Annotated in this window: 10 protein-coding genes; all 10 read right to left on the reverse strand. The window is 59.3% G+C overall.

Annotation, left to right across the window (positions count from 1 at the left end; translation table 11 throughout):
* Window positions 1-105: 105 nt before the first annotated feature.
* Window positions 106-615 carry a JAB domain-containing protein gene (locus NSQ78_RS19100; protein WP_235646961.1) on the reverse strand — a complete coding sequence of 170 codons (510 nt, stop codon included), beginning with the start codon at window positions 613-615 and terminating at the stop codon, window positions 106-108.
* Window positions 615-1571 carry a DUF932 domain-containing protein gene (locus NSQ78_RS19105; RefSeq protein ID WP_164145916.1) on the reverse strand — a complete coding sequence of 319 codons (957 nt, stop codon included), beginning with the start codon at window positions 1569-1571 and terminating at the stop codon, window positions 615-617. The genes NSQ78_RS19100 and NSQ78_RS19105 overlap by 1 nt, the downstream gene beginning before the upstream one ends.
* A 341-nt stretch (window positions 1572-1912) precedes the next feature.
* Window positions 1913-4021, reverse strand: coding sequence for a BREX system Lon protease-like protein BrxL (brxL, locus tag NSQ78_RS19110; RefSeq protein ID WP_164145915.1), 2109 nt, complete (start codon window positions 4019-4021; stop codon window positions 1913-1915).
* A gap of 5 nt (window positions 4022-4026) precedes the next feature.
* Window positions 4027-6552, reverse strand: a complete 2526-nt coding sequence (locus NSQ78_RS19115) for a PglZ domain-containing protein (protein WP_062607673.1) — start codon at window positions 6550-6552, stop codon at window positions 4027-4029.
* Complete coding sequence (locus NSQ78_RS19120; RefSeq protein WP_062607675.1) at window positions 6549-8357, reverse strand: DUF262 domain-containing protein; 1809 nt, start codon at window positions 8355-8357, stop codon at window positions 6549-6551. Before NSQ78_RS19120 ends, NSQ78_RS19115 begins: the two co-directional genes overlap by 4 nt.
* On the reverse strand, window positions 8354-10243 hold the full coding sequence (locus NSQ78_RS19125; protein WP_032968946.1) for a hypothetical protein: 1890 nt from the start codon (window positions 10241-10243) through the stop codon (window positions 8354-8356). The genes NSQ78_RS19120 and NSQ78_RS19125 overlap by 4 nt, the downstream gene beginning before the upstream one ends.
* Window positions 10240-12132 (reverse strand): hypothetical protein, encoded by a 1893-nt coding sequence (locus NSQ78_RS19130; RefSeq protein WP_062607677.1) that lies wholly within the window; start codon window positions 12130-12132, stop codon window positions 10240-10242. Before NSQ78_RS19130 ends, NSQ78_RS19125 begins: the two co-directional genes overlap by 4 nt.
* A gap of 3 nt (window positions 12133-12135) precedes the next feature.
* On the reverse strand, window positions 12136-12621 hold the full coding sequence (locus NSQ78_RS19135; protein ID WP_062607680.1) for a hypothetical protein: 486 nt from the start codon (window positions 12619-12621) through the stop codon (window positions 12136-12138).
* Window positions 12614-13945 carry an ATP-binding protein gene (locus NSQ78_RS19140; protein ID WP_062607682.1) on the reverse strand — a complete coding sequence of 444 codons (1332 nt, stop codon included), beginning with the start codon at window positions 13943-13945 and terminating at the stop codon, window positions 12614-12616. The genes NSQ78_RS19135 and NSQ78_RS19140 overlap by 8 nt, the downstream gene beginning before the upstream one ends.
* 2 nt (window positions 13946-13947) lie before the next feature.
* Window positions 13948-17571: a BREX system P-loop protein BrxC gene (brxC, locus tag NSQ78_RS19145; RefSeq protein ID WP_004146422.1), complete on the reverse strand. Its 3624-nt coding sequence runs from the start codon at window positions 17569-17571 to the stop codon at window positions 13948-13950.
* Between the last annotated feature and the right edge of the window lie 29 nt (window positions 17572-17600).

Raw genomic sequence — 17600 nt, forward strand, 5'->3', positions numbered from 1 at the left:
GAAAAGGCCGCCTTGATGGGCGGCCTTGGTCAGATCTTTCATTTCAAGCTATCGATGTGGGCAAGATGGATGGACGAAGCGACAGCACTGCTCGCTGCAGGTCTGTCAGACCATGCCTTGAGAGGCCATCGAGACCACCTCATGGCTGGTGACAACGAAATGGTCCAACAGCCTCACGTCCACGGTGTCCAAGGCAGCCTTCAGCCGCGCCGTGACTGCCCGATCTGACGCAGAGGGCTGCAAGCTACCGCTTGGATGGTTGTGAGCCATGAGTACCGCCGATGCATTGTGGGCAAGTGCCCTCTGAACCACGATCCGAGGATGGACCTCGGCTGCATCGATCGTCCCTGAGAAAAGCCGCTCAACTGCGATGAGCTGGAACCGCGTGTTGAGAAAGGCAACCTCGAAATGCTCGCGGTCTTCGCCTCCCAGACGTAGCCGGAAGAACAATGCACCCTGGGTTGCTCCTCCCAGCACCTCCCCTGGCAACGATGCCCGTTTCTGCAGGATCTGCAGCGCCCTCGCAATCGTCCTGTCCTCACGTACCCGGATCCTGCTCTCCTCCTCATCGGATCCGGCCCTTGATGTGGTCATGTGATAGGCCTGCGCTTCCATCAGGCCACCAACTTCATCACTTCATCCCACGCGCGCTGCTTGAGCTGAGCTCCAGCACCGAACCATGCCGCATCACGGCGGTGATCATCGCTACGGGCTCGTCGATGGTGGTCAACGTACTCCGTGACGCTGTTGAGTACGCCCCAGGCCGTTGCACGGCTGGAAGGCAAAAACGCGCCTTTACCGCCGCCCTCATACAGGGCACGGACACTGGCCAGCGCCTGTTCGTTGACGACCTCAGCGGTGCTGCCCTGGCCTTGGTAGGTAAGCACCCGTCGCAACAGACCATCGACCGTATCGGGGTCAACTGGACGGTCGCAGAGGGCTTTCATGCGAGCCACGAAGCTGTCCCATGTCGAGACGGTGATCCCCAACTGCCGCTTCACGGCATCCGGGTCGAACTGACTGCGGTGCGGGACCTTGATGGCTCCGCTGCTGTCTCCCAGAGCGATCTGTAAGGTGTTGTTGCACACCACCCGCACCGAGGTGAACTGCGCCGTCGTGGCCAACGTGCCGTCACAAGCGGTGGCCAACAAAAGATAGCCATCCACCCTGTCACGCCCCTTCAGCGAAGTGCTCTGGCCCGTCCGAGCCATGGCCCAGAACTTCTTGCCGCCCTTGAGCACACCCGCCGTCTCCAGTTCAAAGCCACTGTGCTGCGTCAGATCACGGTAGAACTCCAGGATCTCTCCCGGCTGGACCACCTTGAACCGCTTGGAGACGACTGCCAACGGCTCCCTGGTATCGGAGCGATAGAGCACTTTCTGCTCCGGGAAGGAGTGGATGGCACCGATGGCATTGCTACCCGTGATGAAGCGGACCTCGGAGTCCTCGATCTGCCAATCCATGCCTGCCTGACGCTTCCAGACCTCAATGGGCTGTTGCTGTTCAAGCTTATTGCCCAGACCGTGCCACGGCTTAGCACCGGCATAGGCCATTGTTTCAACCAGATGCATCGTATTTTCCTCGCTTCTTACGGCACAAACGCACAAGGCCCGGACGATGCCGGGCCTTGTGCGTATGCCAATGCAGAATCAATTAAAAGGGTCGATGTCTTCACTGCCCGAAGACAGAGCACATCGAGCAACCGCAGCGATGATGGATGCTGCGACGACCAAAACACAGTACAGACAATCGGATCTTTCTTTCATACAGCCATATCCAAAGCAGATGCATCATCGCGGAGCATCTACACGCGAAGCCAGCAACCGCCAGCCTCATCAAAATGATATGTGCTTGAAATTTTTTACAATCATATTAATAAAATTAAACTGAATTTCCTTTATGGAAAATTAGGTTAAATATTTATTCCAGTCCTGAATATATCAACCTTGGTCTCAAGACATTTACGCAAACTGAGATCATTTACGCCTACCTCGAACCACCCTCCGGGCTTTTGGAAGAAGTCCAACCCCCGGCCAATCTTGATCACCCAGCCGTTGTCGATACGAATCTCTCGGTCGTGCATGTTCGGGTTCAACTTCACTTCCAGCTCGACATCCAATTCCAGCAGGCTCTGCTTCAACTCATCGAGCTTCTCAGCGATGTCGGCCAACTGGGTCTTATCGTCGTAGCCGGTGATCAGGCTGATCTTCTTGACGGTTCCAGCCTTCAGCACCGTTTCGCAGAAGCGCACGAAATTCTGAATCTGGTGTTGCAGGCGAATGTACGGATCTTCGATCACGACAGACTTCGCGCCCTGCAGGTAGGGGCCGAGAATCGACTCATAGCTGTACCCGGTGTCGCCATAGAGGATGGTGAAGTGCCGTTCCTTGAGCTCGATCGGTGACGGCCCAACCGCAATCGAAGCGGGGGCCGGTGATACCGGGGTCGGGCCCACTGGAGTCTCCTGTGCAGCAGGTGCCGCTTGTGCGGCGGGTTGCACTTCGACTGCCTCAGTCGGCTGCCCATCCGCCTGATTCAAACGACGGCGCGCAGGCTCTTGAGTTGCGGGCGCATCCTTCGATTCCGGGCAGAAAACCACCACTTCCTCGCCACTGGCCTTGAAGTAGGACAGGTTGATGCGCGCGAACTCGTCGTCCGGCTTGCGCTTGTTCATCTGCTCCTTGACGCGGCGGCGGCACTCGGTGGCATAGGCTACGTATTCCTCAAACTCCTCGTCCGTGGGTGGCCCATTTGGATGCAGCACCTTCAAGAATGCACAGACGGTCTTCTTGATACCTTTCTCGTCGCGCCCCTCGATTGATTTACCGAGCCGAATGCGCTTGCTCACTTCCTCATACCGATTCGTGTGCTTGAACTGGTAGTGGAAGGCCTCGGCCAAATAATCGGTGATGAATCCGTAGTTGCTCGTCAGGAACTCGCTACTGTTCTTCGGCATTTCCCAGCCTGGTATGTACGCGGCGAAGCGGTCCATCACAGCCAAGTCGAGCTCTGGCGGCAACGGCTGGAAAAGATCGTGCTCGTTGGAGTTCACCACCTGCTGCACGGACACGTCGATGTTGCCAACGAAGCTCAAACTGGCATCAGCAATAACCTCAGCCCCGCGCGAAAAGCGCCCGTTGGCCATGAAGTCCTTCATGATCTGGATGGTGTCCGGATCGCGCACTTTGATCCCGCCAACCTCGTCAAAGGCAACCGTGTCCCAGAAGCCAACCAAGCCCACCTTGCGGCGCGCGTTGTTGTAGAACAGCGTTGCCTTGGTCGCTTGGCCGCCCGAGATCAAGGTAGCGTAGGGCGAGAATTCACTGAAGAAATAGGACTTGCCGGTGCCGCGTGGTCCCAGCTCGATGTAGTTGTAGTTGGGCTCAACCAGCGCAGCCAACCTGGCGATGAAGTGCATCTGCACGCGCTTCGAGAGCTTGCTGGGTTCCAGTCCCACAGAGCGTAACACCGCCGCGAGCCACTCATCACGCGTGAATGCCCCGCGCCCCTCTGCATAACGGTCGAAGTCAAAACGAGTCAGCTGGATCGGGCGCAGATCCTCAATGGAAAACGCATAGTCGTCTTCATCTATGTCGTTGTGCGCCAGGGTCACCTCCGCCCAAATGCCACCTTCCAGCAACCTGTCGTTGTCGCGGTAGAATTTTTCACCAATCGCGATGCGTTGCGAGTTGAAGTTCTCCAGCGATGCCCAGTGGCGCTTTTCTTTTTCGACGTAACGGACATGGACCTTGTCGAGGAAGCGATGCTTGCCCTTGGTGGCGACCTTGGACTGCGCGGCGTTGGCCTCGTCCGGCCTAACGTAGTTCTCCTGCAGTGACGACAGCACGGCCTCCATGCCAGCATCCATCTCTGCCTGGTCATTGCTGGCGCAATACTTGGCAAGGAGGAACTCCAGGACGAACGTCGGGACGTTGGTGCCTTTTTTGATTCGATGCAGCAGGTCTTTGCGAAGCACCTTGCCGTCGAATGTGGCGTTTAGTTTTTGGTCGAGTTCGTCCATAGGGCTCATTCCGTATAGTCGGTTTCAAGCGCCAGATTGCTGTAGGCAGCCAGAGTCGTTGGGTTCAGCGCTTTGACCGAGAACTTGCCTCTGAACTCATCATCCATTCGCAGCGCAATCTGCTTGCGCTGGCCTGGCATCAGGGTCACAGTTCTGGTCGCGGGGTTCACATCGCCACCTGGGCGCGGCTCTCCCACCACATTGCCCTTGCTGTCTTGCGCTTCCAGCAAGATCTCCACGCTCATGTCTTGCGAGAACATGTCGTCGGCCACCAGTATCACTTCGATGACCGGCAATCGCGTAGTTATTCGTTTGGCGCCGTTCTTGTAGCTCAACTCCACCACCGCCTTGCGCAGTTCCGCATGAGCAGCGGTATCCAACCTGGCCACCAACACCGGCACAACGGCCTCGGCCAGGGATGCTCCGCCGTGAAAATACAGGTGCCCTGAGCGATAAGGCGCCATGCTGCGCGGTAGTGCCACTTGGGTGAAATCACCGCGAATGCCGACCTTCTCTGCACTGACAACCAAGCTGTGACCATCCGCTGTGCCGTCGCCCAGCATCATGCGGTCATGGGCATTCACCGGCCACTTGCCTTGCGGTTTCACGCATACATCGCCAGCTTCTGCTTGCGCGTTCAGGAAGAAGCCGTGGTCGGTGACGATGACCGCCTCTTTGAAGCCCATGCCACGCAGCTTATGCAGTGCCACGCGGATCAGCTTCAGCGTGCCAGGGATCAGCCCGAGCGTTGTCTCGGGGTTGCTTTCCAGTTGGCTGTCGATTTCCGTGGAGCGCAGCACCAGCAGGTCGACGGTTTCGGCAATCTTTGGCTTACCGCGAACAAAGTCGTTCAGCGGCATTTCCGCGAAGCGGTCGCCATACAGCTTGGCCAGCACACCCATGCGTTGCGGGACATTGCTCACCGGCGCGCCCGCCAGCTTGGGCACCAGGGAATCGTTCTCCAGTGATAGGGTCAGCCCCGTGCGTGCGCCAGGCAGCAAGCTCGCCATGCCCACCAGGGTGATGGTCGGAAGCTGCGCATAGGCCGCTTGCAGTTCGACGGGACCGTCTTCCGCCAGCAGCTTTTCGAGGGCCACGCCCAACTCGTAACGCAGGGCGTCCACCATCAGGTAGGCCACTTTGCGTCCGCTTTCCTTGAGTCGATCAGCCACCAGCCGATCAAAGGCATCGGCATTGGCCAGGCGCCCAGTGGGTGGCCAACCGGCGGACTCAACGTGCTTCACAAACACGCCCTGAACCTTCTCTGCCAAACGGCGATAACGCGCCCGAGCTTGGCTGATCACTTCATGCATCAAGCCATGCGGGTCGAGGAAGTCGCCCGCCGCTTGTTCGAACTCGCGCTGCAGACGATCTGCTTCACGCAGGCTGCCCAGGTAGAAGTCGATCAGCTCCGCTTGCGAGCGGGCGTGATCCGGTAGCTGGCGCTCAAAATCGTCGCAGGCCTCAACCAGGCTCAAGCCAGACCGCACCAGCTCCCACTGGGCCTGGCTTTCGCCCTTGCCGAGCCATACCGAACTCTTGTGGCGGGTCAGCACACGGCGCGTGGCATCGGTGTCACCGCTGATAATGCCCTTGATCGCAGTGCGCAGGAAGGTCCGCTCTTCGAAGGGGAAGGTGTCGCGCTCGCCCAGGTCTTCAATCGCACCGCACAGATCGGTCAGGTTGAGCTCCGCCTCGGTGGTCTCGGCGCGCTCGATGTATATCGCGCGTGACTTCGGGTCGCTGCGCAGACGGTCGCACACATCCTCGACGATGGGTTTGGCTTCCATCGGTGCGTGCGGCACCCCCTTCAAGGTGTCCGGCAATGCCACCGGCAAATCAAACACGAACTCGCTGAACAGCACGTAGCGCCACAGCTCATCCGCCAGGGCGGACCAGGTCTTGCCGCGCGTTTTCACGCTCAGGCCCAGAGTGGCTCGGAGGAAATCACGCGCCTCTTGCACCCAGCCTTCCTGCCCCTTGAGCGCCTCGGATTGACTGGCACTCGGGGCCAGCAATGCGGCCAGAATCTCGCGGCCGGACTCCACCCGCAGAGTGGCTCGCAACTGGGGCCAACTCACACCGCCGCCAATGGCGTCAATCACCGCATACTGCGGTCGTGGTTCGCGCACAAATAGGCTTCGAATTTCTGTCGCGTAATCTGGCTTAGCACGCAGGCACAGGCTCAGGTACTCGTCGCCATCGTCTTGCGGGAACACCGCGCCGCATTCTGCGTACAGCGCGAATGGATCAGCTTGCTTTTGCTCGTCTGTCTCTGGCCGCTTGGAGGGAACATAGATCAACACACCTTCCAAGGGCGCCTTGGGCTGTCCTACATCGCGCAGCGCCAGCAGCGCTGCCTCGCGGCTTTCGATGCTGCTTTCAGACGCATCTACCACCCGCACCTTGTCAGCCGCCAAGTCGAAACACAGCTCGCGGTAGCGCTTGTCGGCGTCATACACCACCAAGGCGCCAGCTTGCTTCAGACGCGGCCGCAGTACGCTTTCTCGAATGAATTCTGCAATCGTCATTTGTCACCCCGCAGGCTCAGGATGGACATCACCTCCTTGAGCATCTTGTCTGTTCGCGCCGTAATGGCGGCCTCGTTCCAATCATCTCGGCTGGCCAAGTCGGCATTCAGGTACAAGCCGTTGCGGTAGCCAATGAAATCACCCTGATCGTTCTTGCGATCGCGCTTCTTCAAGAATTCCATCGTGCCGAGCTTGGAGTTGTAGCCACTCAGGGTCAGGTTGCCGAGCTGGTGCGCACAGCGCTCGCGAATGGCAGCCGCAGTGCCTTTCTGGTTCCCTTCGAGCATCGTCACCCAGCCCGGCCCCAAGTTTTCGGTCTTCGGCAGGATGTGTTCGACGGTAAAAACGGGGCGATCATTGGCGTCATGCACCCACAGGTCGCGTTTGTTTTCACGGGTTTGGTGTGTCTCTTCCAGCTTGCAGAGCATGAACCGCGTGGCGTCGTAATTCTCCAGGTACACATCGCCCTTGAGGCGCGACTCGCAAACATCCTGCGGGGCTGCCCGTCCCAGCAACCAATTACTGCTCTGCTGGATGAAGCCGTCCAGCGCCGTGATCTCGCAACTGCGAATCTGCGTCAGCAGGTGGCTGACCAGTTCCATGAACATCGGGTCGAGTTCACGGGTCGGCGGCATATCGGTGAGGTTCCGCCAAAAGAACCACTTGGTGAGCAAAGCGGCCAAGCGGCTCAATGCGTCGCCCTCATTCCACTTCTGGCTCTGCGCGACCTGGCTGGCCCACAACAAGAATGCGTAAGCCGGCGCGGCTCCTAGGCGCTGCAGGTCTTGCAAGGCCGCTGCGGCAGCGTCGCCCCATTCCGCGCGTGCAACCATGGGATTGAGCAGCGCCGAGTAGGTTTTGCCCTTGGCCTGAAGCGCACCGAACAGCCAGACCGGTCGCTTGCGCAGCAGGGTGTCGTAGATGGTGATCAGGTTCGAGCGCGTGGCGCGGGTACAACCTTTGACCTCGACCCGCTTGAGGTACTTGAACATGTTGTAAAGCTGGCGCAGGAAGCGCTCCTGCACCGCCGGGTCGGGCAACAGGTCGATCAGGTCTTTCCACTCGTCAAATGCCCGGTCGATGCCATAGTCCGGACGCTTGTCCAACTCGGCCAGCAGGTTGTTCTTGATGATGTCGATGGCCGAGAGCGGGATACCCCGGTTGTTAATCGACTCGAACAACATGAATGCGTCGGAATGGCTGCGCACCTCGATCTTGACCAGCATGGCCGCTTTGAGCTTTTCCAGCAGGGCCAGTGCGCTGTCCTGGCTCAGCCCTTCCAGTCGCTCACAGAAGTAGCGGTAGGCGCGCGCAATGCGGCGGTTTCCGAAATTGCTCAAGCCCTTCGGCGCTTTCACCTGCTTGGGAAACAGATCGCTCAGCACCTTCTGGAAATCTGTCTTGTTCTGCGCTTGCTCGCTGGGCTCCAGACGCCACTGGCCAGAAGTGCGGACGAAGATGCGGCTTTCCAGGTTGTCCAGCTCCACCAGCAGACGGCGATCCGGATTCGGAATGGCATTCAGCTTGTCGTAGAACGCACAGAACAACAGGCTGATGGTGGTAAACCGCTGCTGGCCGTCGATCAGCTCAAGTCGGCCACCGGCCATGCCATCTTGCTGGGTGTTCACGCAGATGATGGAGCCCAGAAAGTGCCCACTTGGCGACTCCTCCAGGTCGTTGAACAGCGCGTCCCAGTTCTTGCCGCCCCATACATACTCGCGTTGGTACTTGGGAATGAAGAACGACGTGGTCCCATCGGGGCTGAAGTAGAAGCTGACCGGCAGCGCTTTGACGTCCTGAATCATTCATCGCCTCCGGTCTTCTTTCTGCCGCGCGTCTTCTTCGGCGCTACCTCGGGCTCGATGTACAAATCCTCCAGGCCATGCGCGATGGCGAGCGACTTGTCGGTCTTGCACTTCTCGCGAACGCGCTCGGGCCAGTAGTTCATGGCGAGCATCGCCCAGTCGTAGTCGCCTTTTTCCAGCTTGGCCCAGGTGTCTTTGAGCACCTTCTGCCAGGGCTTGTGGCGGAACAGCGGCCACAGCGGCGCGGCGCTGATCTGCACGCCATCATCGTGATTGGGCTTGTAGGTTGGCGCGAGCTTGAGCAGGGTGTCACGTAGCTCGATCAACTCCAGCTCGAAAGCTTGCAACGTCTCGAACTGCTTTTCGTCGTCACGGGTCCGAGCAGAACCCTTGTTGCGCAGAGCCGTCACGTCAGCGCCGACTTGTTTGAGCTTGGGTTCGACGAAGTCGTTGATCGCCGTATACAGTGTCTGGCTGCTGAGGCTGGGGTAATAAACCCACAGCGTGTAGCTGCCAGATGCGGTGGACAGCGGCCAGTAGATAGGCGCTTTGCGGCGGCTCTTGGTGTAGCGCTGCAGGTGGAAAGCAAAGAAATCCCGTTGCAGCCAGCGACGCACGTCTTCCGGCACCGCGATATCCACGCGAGCCAATACCTCCTCCACCAGACGCGCGAGGTCATGCGGGTGCCCTTGGTCGTCCACCAGGATGCCTTCGTGCACATGGAAGGGCGCGGCCCCGCCCGGCAGCATGCCTGGGCTCTTGGCAGGCAGTGGCTCGAAGGGTTCCGGCTCGGCAGGTGCGGCGCGCTCGCCGATGGCCAAGCGCCAGTCGAAACGGCCAAATGCCACGCCGACAGTCCAACTTAACAGGCCCGCCGTGTGGTCGCCCGGCGCTACGCGGTCTTCGTCGTCGGCCTCCTCGTCGAGGAGTTCGTCCGCTGCGCTCGCCGCCCCCTGGCTGGCCTGTACGGCGGTGCGGTCGGTATCGGAAAAGCCATAGAGGTCGAAGGCGATGGCGTCGATCTCAGCCTGAATGCGGGCAAGCTCTGCTTCAATAGCGGGAGGGTCGTAATCGCCCAGGCGAGAGCGCAGCGCGGCAGGCAGCGCAAACGCATGAGAGGTCTCTTCGATGGTGTCCAATGTGCGCTTGAGGGACCAGGCGCGGCACGACAATCTTGCCAGCTGAGATGATTGTGCATCTCCAATCGAGGGCCAGGGAAGCAACTGCAAAATACCGACGATAAACTCGGGGAACCCAAAGCGACCTAGAGCAACCTTAAAGAGATAATCAAAGGCTTGACTATTAAATAACGCCAGCGCTATCAATTCATCTCCCTCTGGGAAGAATGCGCAGTATCCACGGGCTGAAAAGCTACTTGCGCTCGCCAGTGCTTGAGGTGAAAAGCTTCGCGATCGCAGCGGCCACGTCAACCCCTTGCGACCGAAATACTCATTACCGTCAAGCCGTGTGCCAGCGATCGCCTTTGTTTGATAGCCAGCCCGCAACTCGCCCCCTTCATCCACCCATTTCAGGAGGAGCTGTTGGTCCGCATAGTAAGGTGAATGACTGCCGCCTTTTGCAAACGGCAACCACCCATCAGGGTTCATAGATTCCCACCATGCCCGCAGGAAACGATCGTCGTTTCCAGTCGTAAGCCCGTGTTTTACAAACCGGCCATCACACTCAAATCTGTCAAATTGGCTGAACTTTTCACGTACCTCTCCGCTCACCCAATAAGCGAATGGCGAGCCCGGTACTGCCCGGAACGATTCCGGCGCCACCTGAAATGACCGCGCATCACTCTGTCCTGTACGCAAGGCGCTGCAACTGGCCAGCAAATTAGTGGCTTTATCTTTATCCGCTAGCAGGCGTAGAAAGATTGTCATGCCTGTTTCTCCAATACATAGGCAGCAGCCTCGACCATTGCATCGTCCATTACTCCAAGCCCAAGGTCGGCCATCACTTCGGGGCGGGCAACGCCCAGCACCACATCCTCCCGCCACTTCTGAAAACTAGAGAGGAAGAAGCAAGTGCGCGATGTAATGGCGCCAATGCGCCCTCCAGAGCGCAGCAGTTCCAGGCCACGCTCGACCATGATGGCCAGCAGGTCGTTCTTGCTGCGCGGGTAGGCTTTGGCGAGCTGGTTCTTTGTGTTGGCAGCCAGTGCGCCAAAAGGCGGATTCATCACCACGACATCGAACACTTCACGGCATAGATCGATGAGCCGGAGACCTTGCAATGCGTCCTGTGCAAAAAGCCGCCCTTGGTAGGTGGATTTCGCCGCCTGGGCAAACTCGGTCAGCGCCTCACGCAGGCGCGCCTCCGCTTGCTGCCAGTTCTCTTGCTCCTGCGCAGCAAACAGGCCGGTGCCTTTGCCGACATAGACCTGGCGAATCAAGTTCGGCAGTTCGCGCTCGACCTGGAGCAGCACACCCAGCTCCGGCAGGCCCTTGAGCAGTTGCAGCGTCTTCTCGAATAGCTCGGCGTCGCGCTGATCGAGGTTGGCCGCAAACTGCTGGCGCAACTCACGCTCTGCCGGCGGCGCAATGGCGGCCACCACATGGCCCCGCCCGATCAGCGGGCGGTCTTTGGCCTTCACTCCTGCGTCGTGCCAAGCACGTTGCGCCCGCAGCCACAGCGCCAGCGAGGCGATCTGCGCGGCGCGCGGGTCGATGTCCACGCCATAGATATTGTGCTCGATGATCAGGCGCGGCACGTCGCACAGGAATGCCGCTTCGTCCTCATAGGTCTGGCTCAGTGGTTTGAGCGCAGCCTGGGGCTGGGTCGAGACTTCCAGCGAGCCCGGCCCGTGCTGTTGTTCCCAGGCCCAGGCCTCGCGATAGATCTCGGCAAAGAGATCGAAGGCATACAGGCCGAAGTGCATGGAGCCGCAGGCCGGGTCCAGCAGTTTGAGGGTGCGCGGGTCGCGCAGCTTGGTGGCTGCTTGAAGCGTTTCGTCGGGCTTGACCAGCAGGTACTGGCAGCGCTCCCGAAGGCCGGTGACCCCACCGGTCGCGTTGAACCAGAGACGCCCGAGGGTGTTGTCCACCAGAAACTCCACCACGTAGCGCGGAGTAAAGAACTGGTTGCGCACGGCCAATTCGCGGCTGTTGCGCGGCGCCTGGCTGGCATCGCGCATGGCTTTGCGCTCTTCTTTGGAGTTGAAGTACTGGTAGATCCAGCCGATGGTTTCGTCCTCGCTCCACAGTGGGGCGATGTCGGCATCGTTGATCAGGTTCAGCACTTGCAGCAGTGCCGCCTCGCGCGGGAACAGGCGGCCCTGCGGTGAGTAGCGGTCGAACAGGCCCGGCAGGTCTTGCGCGAGTTCATCAAACACACTGAACAGGTACACACGGTAGGCATCGCCGGTTTCACCCAGGCCGGTGCCGGCCAGTCGCGCATAGAGCTGAAAGCCCTTGGCCTGGAAGCCGTTGCCCACCGACTCGATCAGCAGCCCCCGCGCTTCCGCCATGCGCAGCGCTGCCAGGCGGTTGAGCACGGTAAAGGCCTGCTCGCGCACGATGCGATCCAGCCCCTGCATGGCGTTCATGTCGCCGCTGGCTGTGTAGTGCGCCAGGGTGTCGCGCAGGATGCGGGCAGTTTCGCGCTGCGCGTCGTTGATATGGCGCAGGCTGGCTAGCTCCGCCACGGTGCCCGCGTTGGGGTCCATGCCGTAGTCGTTCTGCAGCTGGCGGGTGAATTCCTCTTCCAGCACGCGGCGCGCGTCGTTGACGAAGCGCTGGAGGCGGTTTCTTGTTGTTTGGTCGAAGGCCATGGATTAGCGCGCTCCAGTATCGTAGGCGGCGAGATCTCGATCCAGCGACCAAATCAACACACGCGACATGGCATGGCGGTCGCGAGTTTGCTCCCATTCTTTGATGATGGAGAGGTCACTGAGGCTGACGCCTTCACGAGTTTGACGGTCTGACTTATTGCGTTGCGCATAGCCAGGGAAATCGCCAAGCCAGCGTAGAAAGACTTCGCTATCGGGAAAATAAGTTGTTCTAAAGGGCGCCTTGTTATTGAACGCCTGTGTAACTTGCTCGACGAGTGACTGAGCAAACTGGCGACGCAGACGGCCATCGGCCAGGTCGGCAATATGATCACCAGTCTCCCAAATGGTAGCCATTGGCAAAAGGAAATAATCGCCTTGCTCAACCCGGACTACAAATTCGTCCAAGATGTTGCCTCGATCTTGATTGAAGCCTGGCACGTCCAAAACATTCAGATACACCGACGTATCCAGCAAGACGATGTCACTCATTGCTGGCTCCCGAACGCATCTTGGCCAGCCAATCCAGCGCACGCTGTTTGCGTGCATCACCCGTTGGGTGATACTTGACGAAGCGCTCCAACGCACCAGAGGTCATCAGGTGGCCCAGGGTGCCTTGAGCTATCAGTTCTGGATAGTCAGGAACATCGGCCAGGCGCACCAGGCGGCTGGCGCCGTCTTCAGGGTGGCGATAGCAAAAAACCACATCAGGTACAGCACTGTCCGGCAACGCATCCAGCATGGCTGGATTGTGGGTAGAGAGCAGTACGCGCAGGTTGCGCTGGCTAGCGATGTTTTGAATTTGTTGCAGCAGGTGGTGAGCCCGGCTGGGGTGTACGCCATTGTCGATTTCTTCGATCACCACCAGACTGCCTTCCGGGGCTGACAACATCGCAGCGGCAATAGCCAGAACGCGCAAGGTGCCATCGGAGAGCAAAGAAGCATCTCGCTGATCTGTCCTGCCACCAAAGGTCTCGGTGAGCTGAACCATCACGCCACCGCGCGGCTCCTCTAGGAAGGACAGGCCGGCGATATCTTGCTCGGGCAAGCTCTGAATGAAACTTAGAATGGCGACACGGTTGCTGGCATGAGGCTCATTCTGAGCTTGTTCCTCACGCCCCCACAGATTGAATAACACCGCCGAGACGTTGCGGCCGTTGCCTTGCAAGTCTTTGTCAGAGGGAAACGCATACTCACGCATTTGTGCTGGCACGGGATCGAGAAAAAGAATGGCAGCAAGCAATTGCTCCAAGTCTTTAGTAATCGGAGGAATTCGCTCTCGCGATGTTTTGTGCGCCGCGTCGAAAGTAGCTGGGCTCGTTAGCTGCGTGAATATTGCCGCTTGGTCAGTGCACGTCACACGTGGCTTTTTGCCGCCTTTTGCGAAGTTGTTGTACGCCACTCTGGCGTCAGTGCCCTGGCCATTTGAGGGTTGATCCATTGTGTACAGCGGCACAGAAGCACCTGTGTGAGTCAGGGTTTCCTCTGTGATATGCAGACCATCCGTGCGGCGGCCAATTCGCATACTGAGCTGATTCCACTCGGTGGCATTCGTATACGCGCCCAAACCAAAGGACTCGCCACGGTGATAAGCCAAATCCTCAAGCTTACCGCGCACGACTTGATCACCGCTTTGCACAGCAAACCGGATAGCCGAAAGTTTTTGCCCTTGAGCCAGCCAGGACAAGAGTCGCAAGCATTCGATGACATTGCTCTTACCTGAGGCATTAGCACCGATCAGTACCGTCAGTGCAGACAGCGGTAATGTTGCCTGTCGGTAGCTTTTGAAGTCTTCCAAAGTGATGGCCGTGAGCATGGTCACTCTCCTTTGAGCGCAAATGACACTTCGATCTCGGCATACAGCGCGAGCTGAGCCTTGATCTCGTGGAGCTGTTGAATCAGCGCGTCGATGTCTGCCGCAGAGGTCATCTTCACCGGCACGGCAATTGACTTGGTGAGCTTGACCGGTCCTTTTCCGCCGGTCTTGGCGCGCTCTTCTTCCATGCGCTGGCGAAGCCGTTCCTGACCCTGGCGTTGAATGAAGCGCTTAAGGTCTTCGAGAGTGCTGTTGATGTCGTAGTCGCGGGCCAGTAGCTTCTTGAGTCCGGCCAGATCCTGTGTAGCAGCCAGGGCGAGTCCGTCCAGCCGGTTCACGGCGTTGCCGCGCTCCTCCTGGGTGAGCTCTTCCCACTCGGGGATGCGCTGCAGATCCTCGACACCTTCCTTCAAACGCAGTTTTTGCTGGTCGGAGAGCGTGATGACCGCATCGCGCACGCGGCCCTTCAGATGGGTGAGCTGCGAATTGAAGTCGGCGGTGTGTTTGTAGAAGTCTTCTTTGCCCAGGCGCTCTGACAGGGTTCCCAGATCTTCGGCAAGTTCGCGGCGCAGCTCCCCTGGCACACCGGTATCCGGCAATGCCTCGATGTCGCGGCGATGAGCTTGCAAATCACGTAGGGTGGCGTCGAGCCCGTTGTCGAGCACCCGCTTCACTTCGAGGGCCCACTTGAGATTGTCGTAAATGGCGGAGGTTTCGGCACCCAGGCGCTGCGGGGCGTCGGAGGCATCGGTGAACAGGACATCGGCAATGTCCTGGTTCAAAGTACGGATGCGTTCGCTACCCGCCAGCCCAAGGCCGCTGAGCTTTTCAGCCAAGGAGCCGTAATCGTGCTGGAAGCGCGGGAAGTGCTTGGCCGCCGCCTTGCTGATCTCTTGCTCAAGCGGGATCACCATGTCACCGACCAGTTCAGTGAGCCGCTCTGCCGCCCGACCGAGCATTTCGATGGACGGGCGCTCGTCGCGCAGGGCCACGCCGATCTGCTTGAAGGAGTTGTTGGTCTTCAGGGCATCGATGGCCTGTTGCCCAGCGGCCGTGACTTCGCGTCCCGAGACCTTGAGCTTGATCTCTCCAGCCATAAGCATGGCCGCGACTATGTACCGCGTGGTGTCCGGCGACCACCCGAACGGGGCGCTGCTGAAGTCGTCGAGCAGGCGCTTGCCATCGACCGTGCCGCGCTTGTCGATGTAGTCGCGGATGCTGATCATCGCTTTATGGTCGGTTTTGAACGAGGCACGACCGGCCACGGTTTGCACCAAACCGAGCGGGTCCAGTGCACTGCTGATGGCTGCGGGGTTGGCGACTTTCAGGAACTTCTCGGCGGTGTCGGTTCCGGCGCGTACTGGGGCTTCGACATAGCGGTCGAAGACTTGGTCGGCCACATCGGAGAGCAGCTTCTTGGCGGCCTCCAACAGATCAGCATCCAGCGCCGATACCGCCGTAGCCTGGCCCCGGAAGACAAACGAGCCCGCTTGCAGGGTTTGCTTGATCTTGCTCTGCAGTTGGGTCGCTAGCTTGGCGGCGCGGTCGAGCTGGCCGGTGCAGTAGTCCTTGACCTCTTGGTCGGGCTCGTTGCGGTGCAGTTCGGCGATGCGCTGGCAGCGATAGATTTCGTTTGCCAGATCGTCGAGTTCGGAATTGGCGCGAGCCAAGAGCCCGATGACATTCCGGCCCGCGCGGCTGCGGGAGTCATCCAGCATCCGGTTCTTGGCGGTCTCGTAGTCGCTGGCAGGCACCAACTCGACAACGGTCTGGATGGTGCTCTGATCACCGGCCAGACTGGTGATGGCGCTGCCGGCCTGGACCTTCAGGCCCGTTGCGACGGCCATCGTGCCGTGGAGGGTGACACGGGGCAGCGGATCGAAGGTCTCACGCAGTGCATCGTTGAAGATGCGTTTCACGTCGACAGTGCGCAGTGCAATGGCGCCGCGCTCCTGTTCGATATCTCGCAGCTTCTCGCTGAGGAATACCAGGCTGCCATCCTTTTCGCCCAGCGGCACATGCACGTCGCCCAGCATTTCTTCAACGGCCTTCTTGACCGTGTCGAGCTGCGAAGCTGCTGTGACGGAGGGATGCATCAGGCTGGCGACGTTCTGCACTGACACCGGCAGGTTGCCCAGAATCTGCAGCACGGCGACGGACTTGGCGATGTCCTGATGGAGCTGCGAATCCGGGAAGCGAATCTGGACCTTGCCAACCGCTTGATGAATAGACGTGAAGGCGCGGCGGATATCCTTTTCCAGCTCGTCGTACAGGGTGACCGTGGTGGCGAGCCAGCCCACGGGCTGATCGGCCATGGCCTTGGAGCCGCCTTCACCCTTGAGGACATCCTGGATCACCTTGATCGCAGAGCGCAGGCCGATACCGCCAGTGGACTTGGCCAGTGCACCCAGCAGGTGCAGCAGGATGTCGAAGTGAGCCGGCAGGAATGGGTAGAGATTGGTGAAGCTCTCTTTGCTGAAGTCCGCGTCGTAATACTTGGCGTCTTGCAGCTTGGTGTTGTGCCGCAGCGCCTGGCCGTGGGCTTCGAACAGCTTGCCCAGCTCAGTCTCGCCAGCCGGTGATTTGCCGAGCAGACGTCGGTAGCAGATCTCTTTGATGTCGCTCGATTCCAGGTCGATCTGAATCGGAAAGCGGTCTTTCAGCTTATAGAGCTTGTCCGAGTTCAGCGCTGCGCGAGGATCGTCCTCAGTAAGGGTCTGCTGCGCAGTGGAGATGATCCAGGCCTTGCCATCGCCGAGCCTCTTGAGGTTCTTGGCCAGACCATCGAGGTTTAGGATCAGGTTGTCGCGCGAGGCTACGTACTGCCCAACTTCGTCGACGATGAAGATGATGTTCTGCTTGCCGCTCTTCTCGCGGACGATGTCGATCATCTCTTGCACGCGCTGGTCTTCGAACTGGAAGAAGCCTTCGGTGCTGGACGAGAATGACTTGGCCTCCGGGAAGAGTGCCGGGTACATCTCATGGGCGATCTTCGGGATCAAGCCATCGATGGCCAGTGGGTTGTTCTGCACGCGAGCCCAGGTGGCACCTGGTAGCGCCTGGGCGATGCGCTCATGGAGTTCGGGCGTGCGGCCGTCCTTCTCGACCATACGCTCAAAAGCGGCAACCTTCAGGTTGCGCGAGTAGCCGGCCCACTGCAGCACCTTGAAGTAGAGGACGGTGGAGACGTCTTCCATGGTGGCGCCGGCGAGCATTTCACTGGCCAGGTCCAGCATGACCACGGCGGCCGGGAAGCGCTGCGCCACGGTGCTGAGGAGAGCCTTGGTCTGCGGCTTGTGCAGGCGGTCCTGCAGGTATTTGATGAACGGAGTGCCGTCGATGGTGCGCTGATCATCAAACGCCAAGCCGAGGTACTTGGTAAACGAGCTCTTACCGGAGCCGTAAAAGCCCGAGACCCAAACGCCCACCTCATTCTCGCCACCGGACTCCATCGCGAGCTGCATGCGATCGAGGAGCTTGCGAAACTGCTCCTCAATGCTCTCGGTGACCACGTACTCGGAGATCTCAGCCTTGAGGCGGCCTTCTTGCGAGGCGCCATAGGTGATGACCTTCTCGATGGTCCGGTAGATGTCCTTGCTTGGGTCGAAGAGTGAGCGAATGGTCATATGGTTTGTCCCAGGGTTCTTTTGTCTGT

Source organism: Stenotrophomonas sp. FSL W7-1447, from assembly GCF_037966425.1.
GTDB lineage: Bacteria > Pseudomonadota > Gammaproteobacteria > Xanthomonadales > Xanthomonadaceae > Stenotrophomonas > Stenotrophomonas pavanii.

Bases quoted from the DNA above. Each gene is read 5' to 3' on its own strand.
- NSQ78_RS19125 (WP_032968946.1), bottom strand. From the start codon at position 10,243: ATGACAATCTTTCTACGCCTGCTAGCGGATAAAGATAAAGCCACTAAT.
- NSQ78_RS19115 (WP_062607673.1), bottom strand. From the start codon at position 6,552: ATGACGATTGCAGAATTCATTCGAGAAAGCGTACTGCGGCCGCGTCTG.
- NSQ78_RS19120 (WP_062607675.1), bottom strand. From the start codon at position 8,357: ATGATTCAGGACGTCAAAGCGCTGCCGGTCAGCTTCTACTTCAGCCCC.
- brxC (WP_004146422.1), bottom strand. From the start codon at position 17,571: ATGACCATTCGCTCACTCTTCGACCCAAGCAAGGACATCTACCGGACC.
- NSQ78_RS19135 (WP_062607680.1), bottom strand. From the start codon at position 12,621: ATGAGTGACATCGTCTTGCTGGATACGTCGGTGTATCTGAATGTTTTG.
- NSQ78_RS19140 (WP_062607682.1), bottom strand. From the start codon at position 13,945: ATGCTCACGGCCATCACTTTGGAAGACTTCAAAAGCTACCGACAGGCA.
- NSQ78_RS19100 (WP_235646961.1), bottom strand. From the start codon at position 615: ATGGAAGCGCAGGCCTATCACATGACCACATCAAGGGCCGGATCCGAT.
- brxL (WP_164145915.1), bottom strand. From the start codon at position 4,021: ATGGACGAACTCGACCAAAAACTAAACGCCACATTCGACGGCAAGGTG.
- NSQ78_RS19130 (WP_062607677.1), bottom strand. From the start codon at position 12,132: ATGGCCTTCGACCAAACAACAAGAAACCGCCTCCAGCGCTTCGTCAAC.
- NSQ78_RS19105 (WP_164145916.1), bottom strand. From the start codon at position 1,571: ATGCATCTGGTTGAAACAATGGCCTATGCCGGTGCTAAGCCGTGGCAC.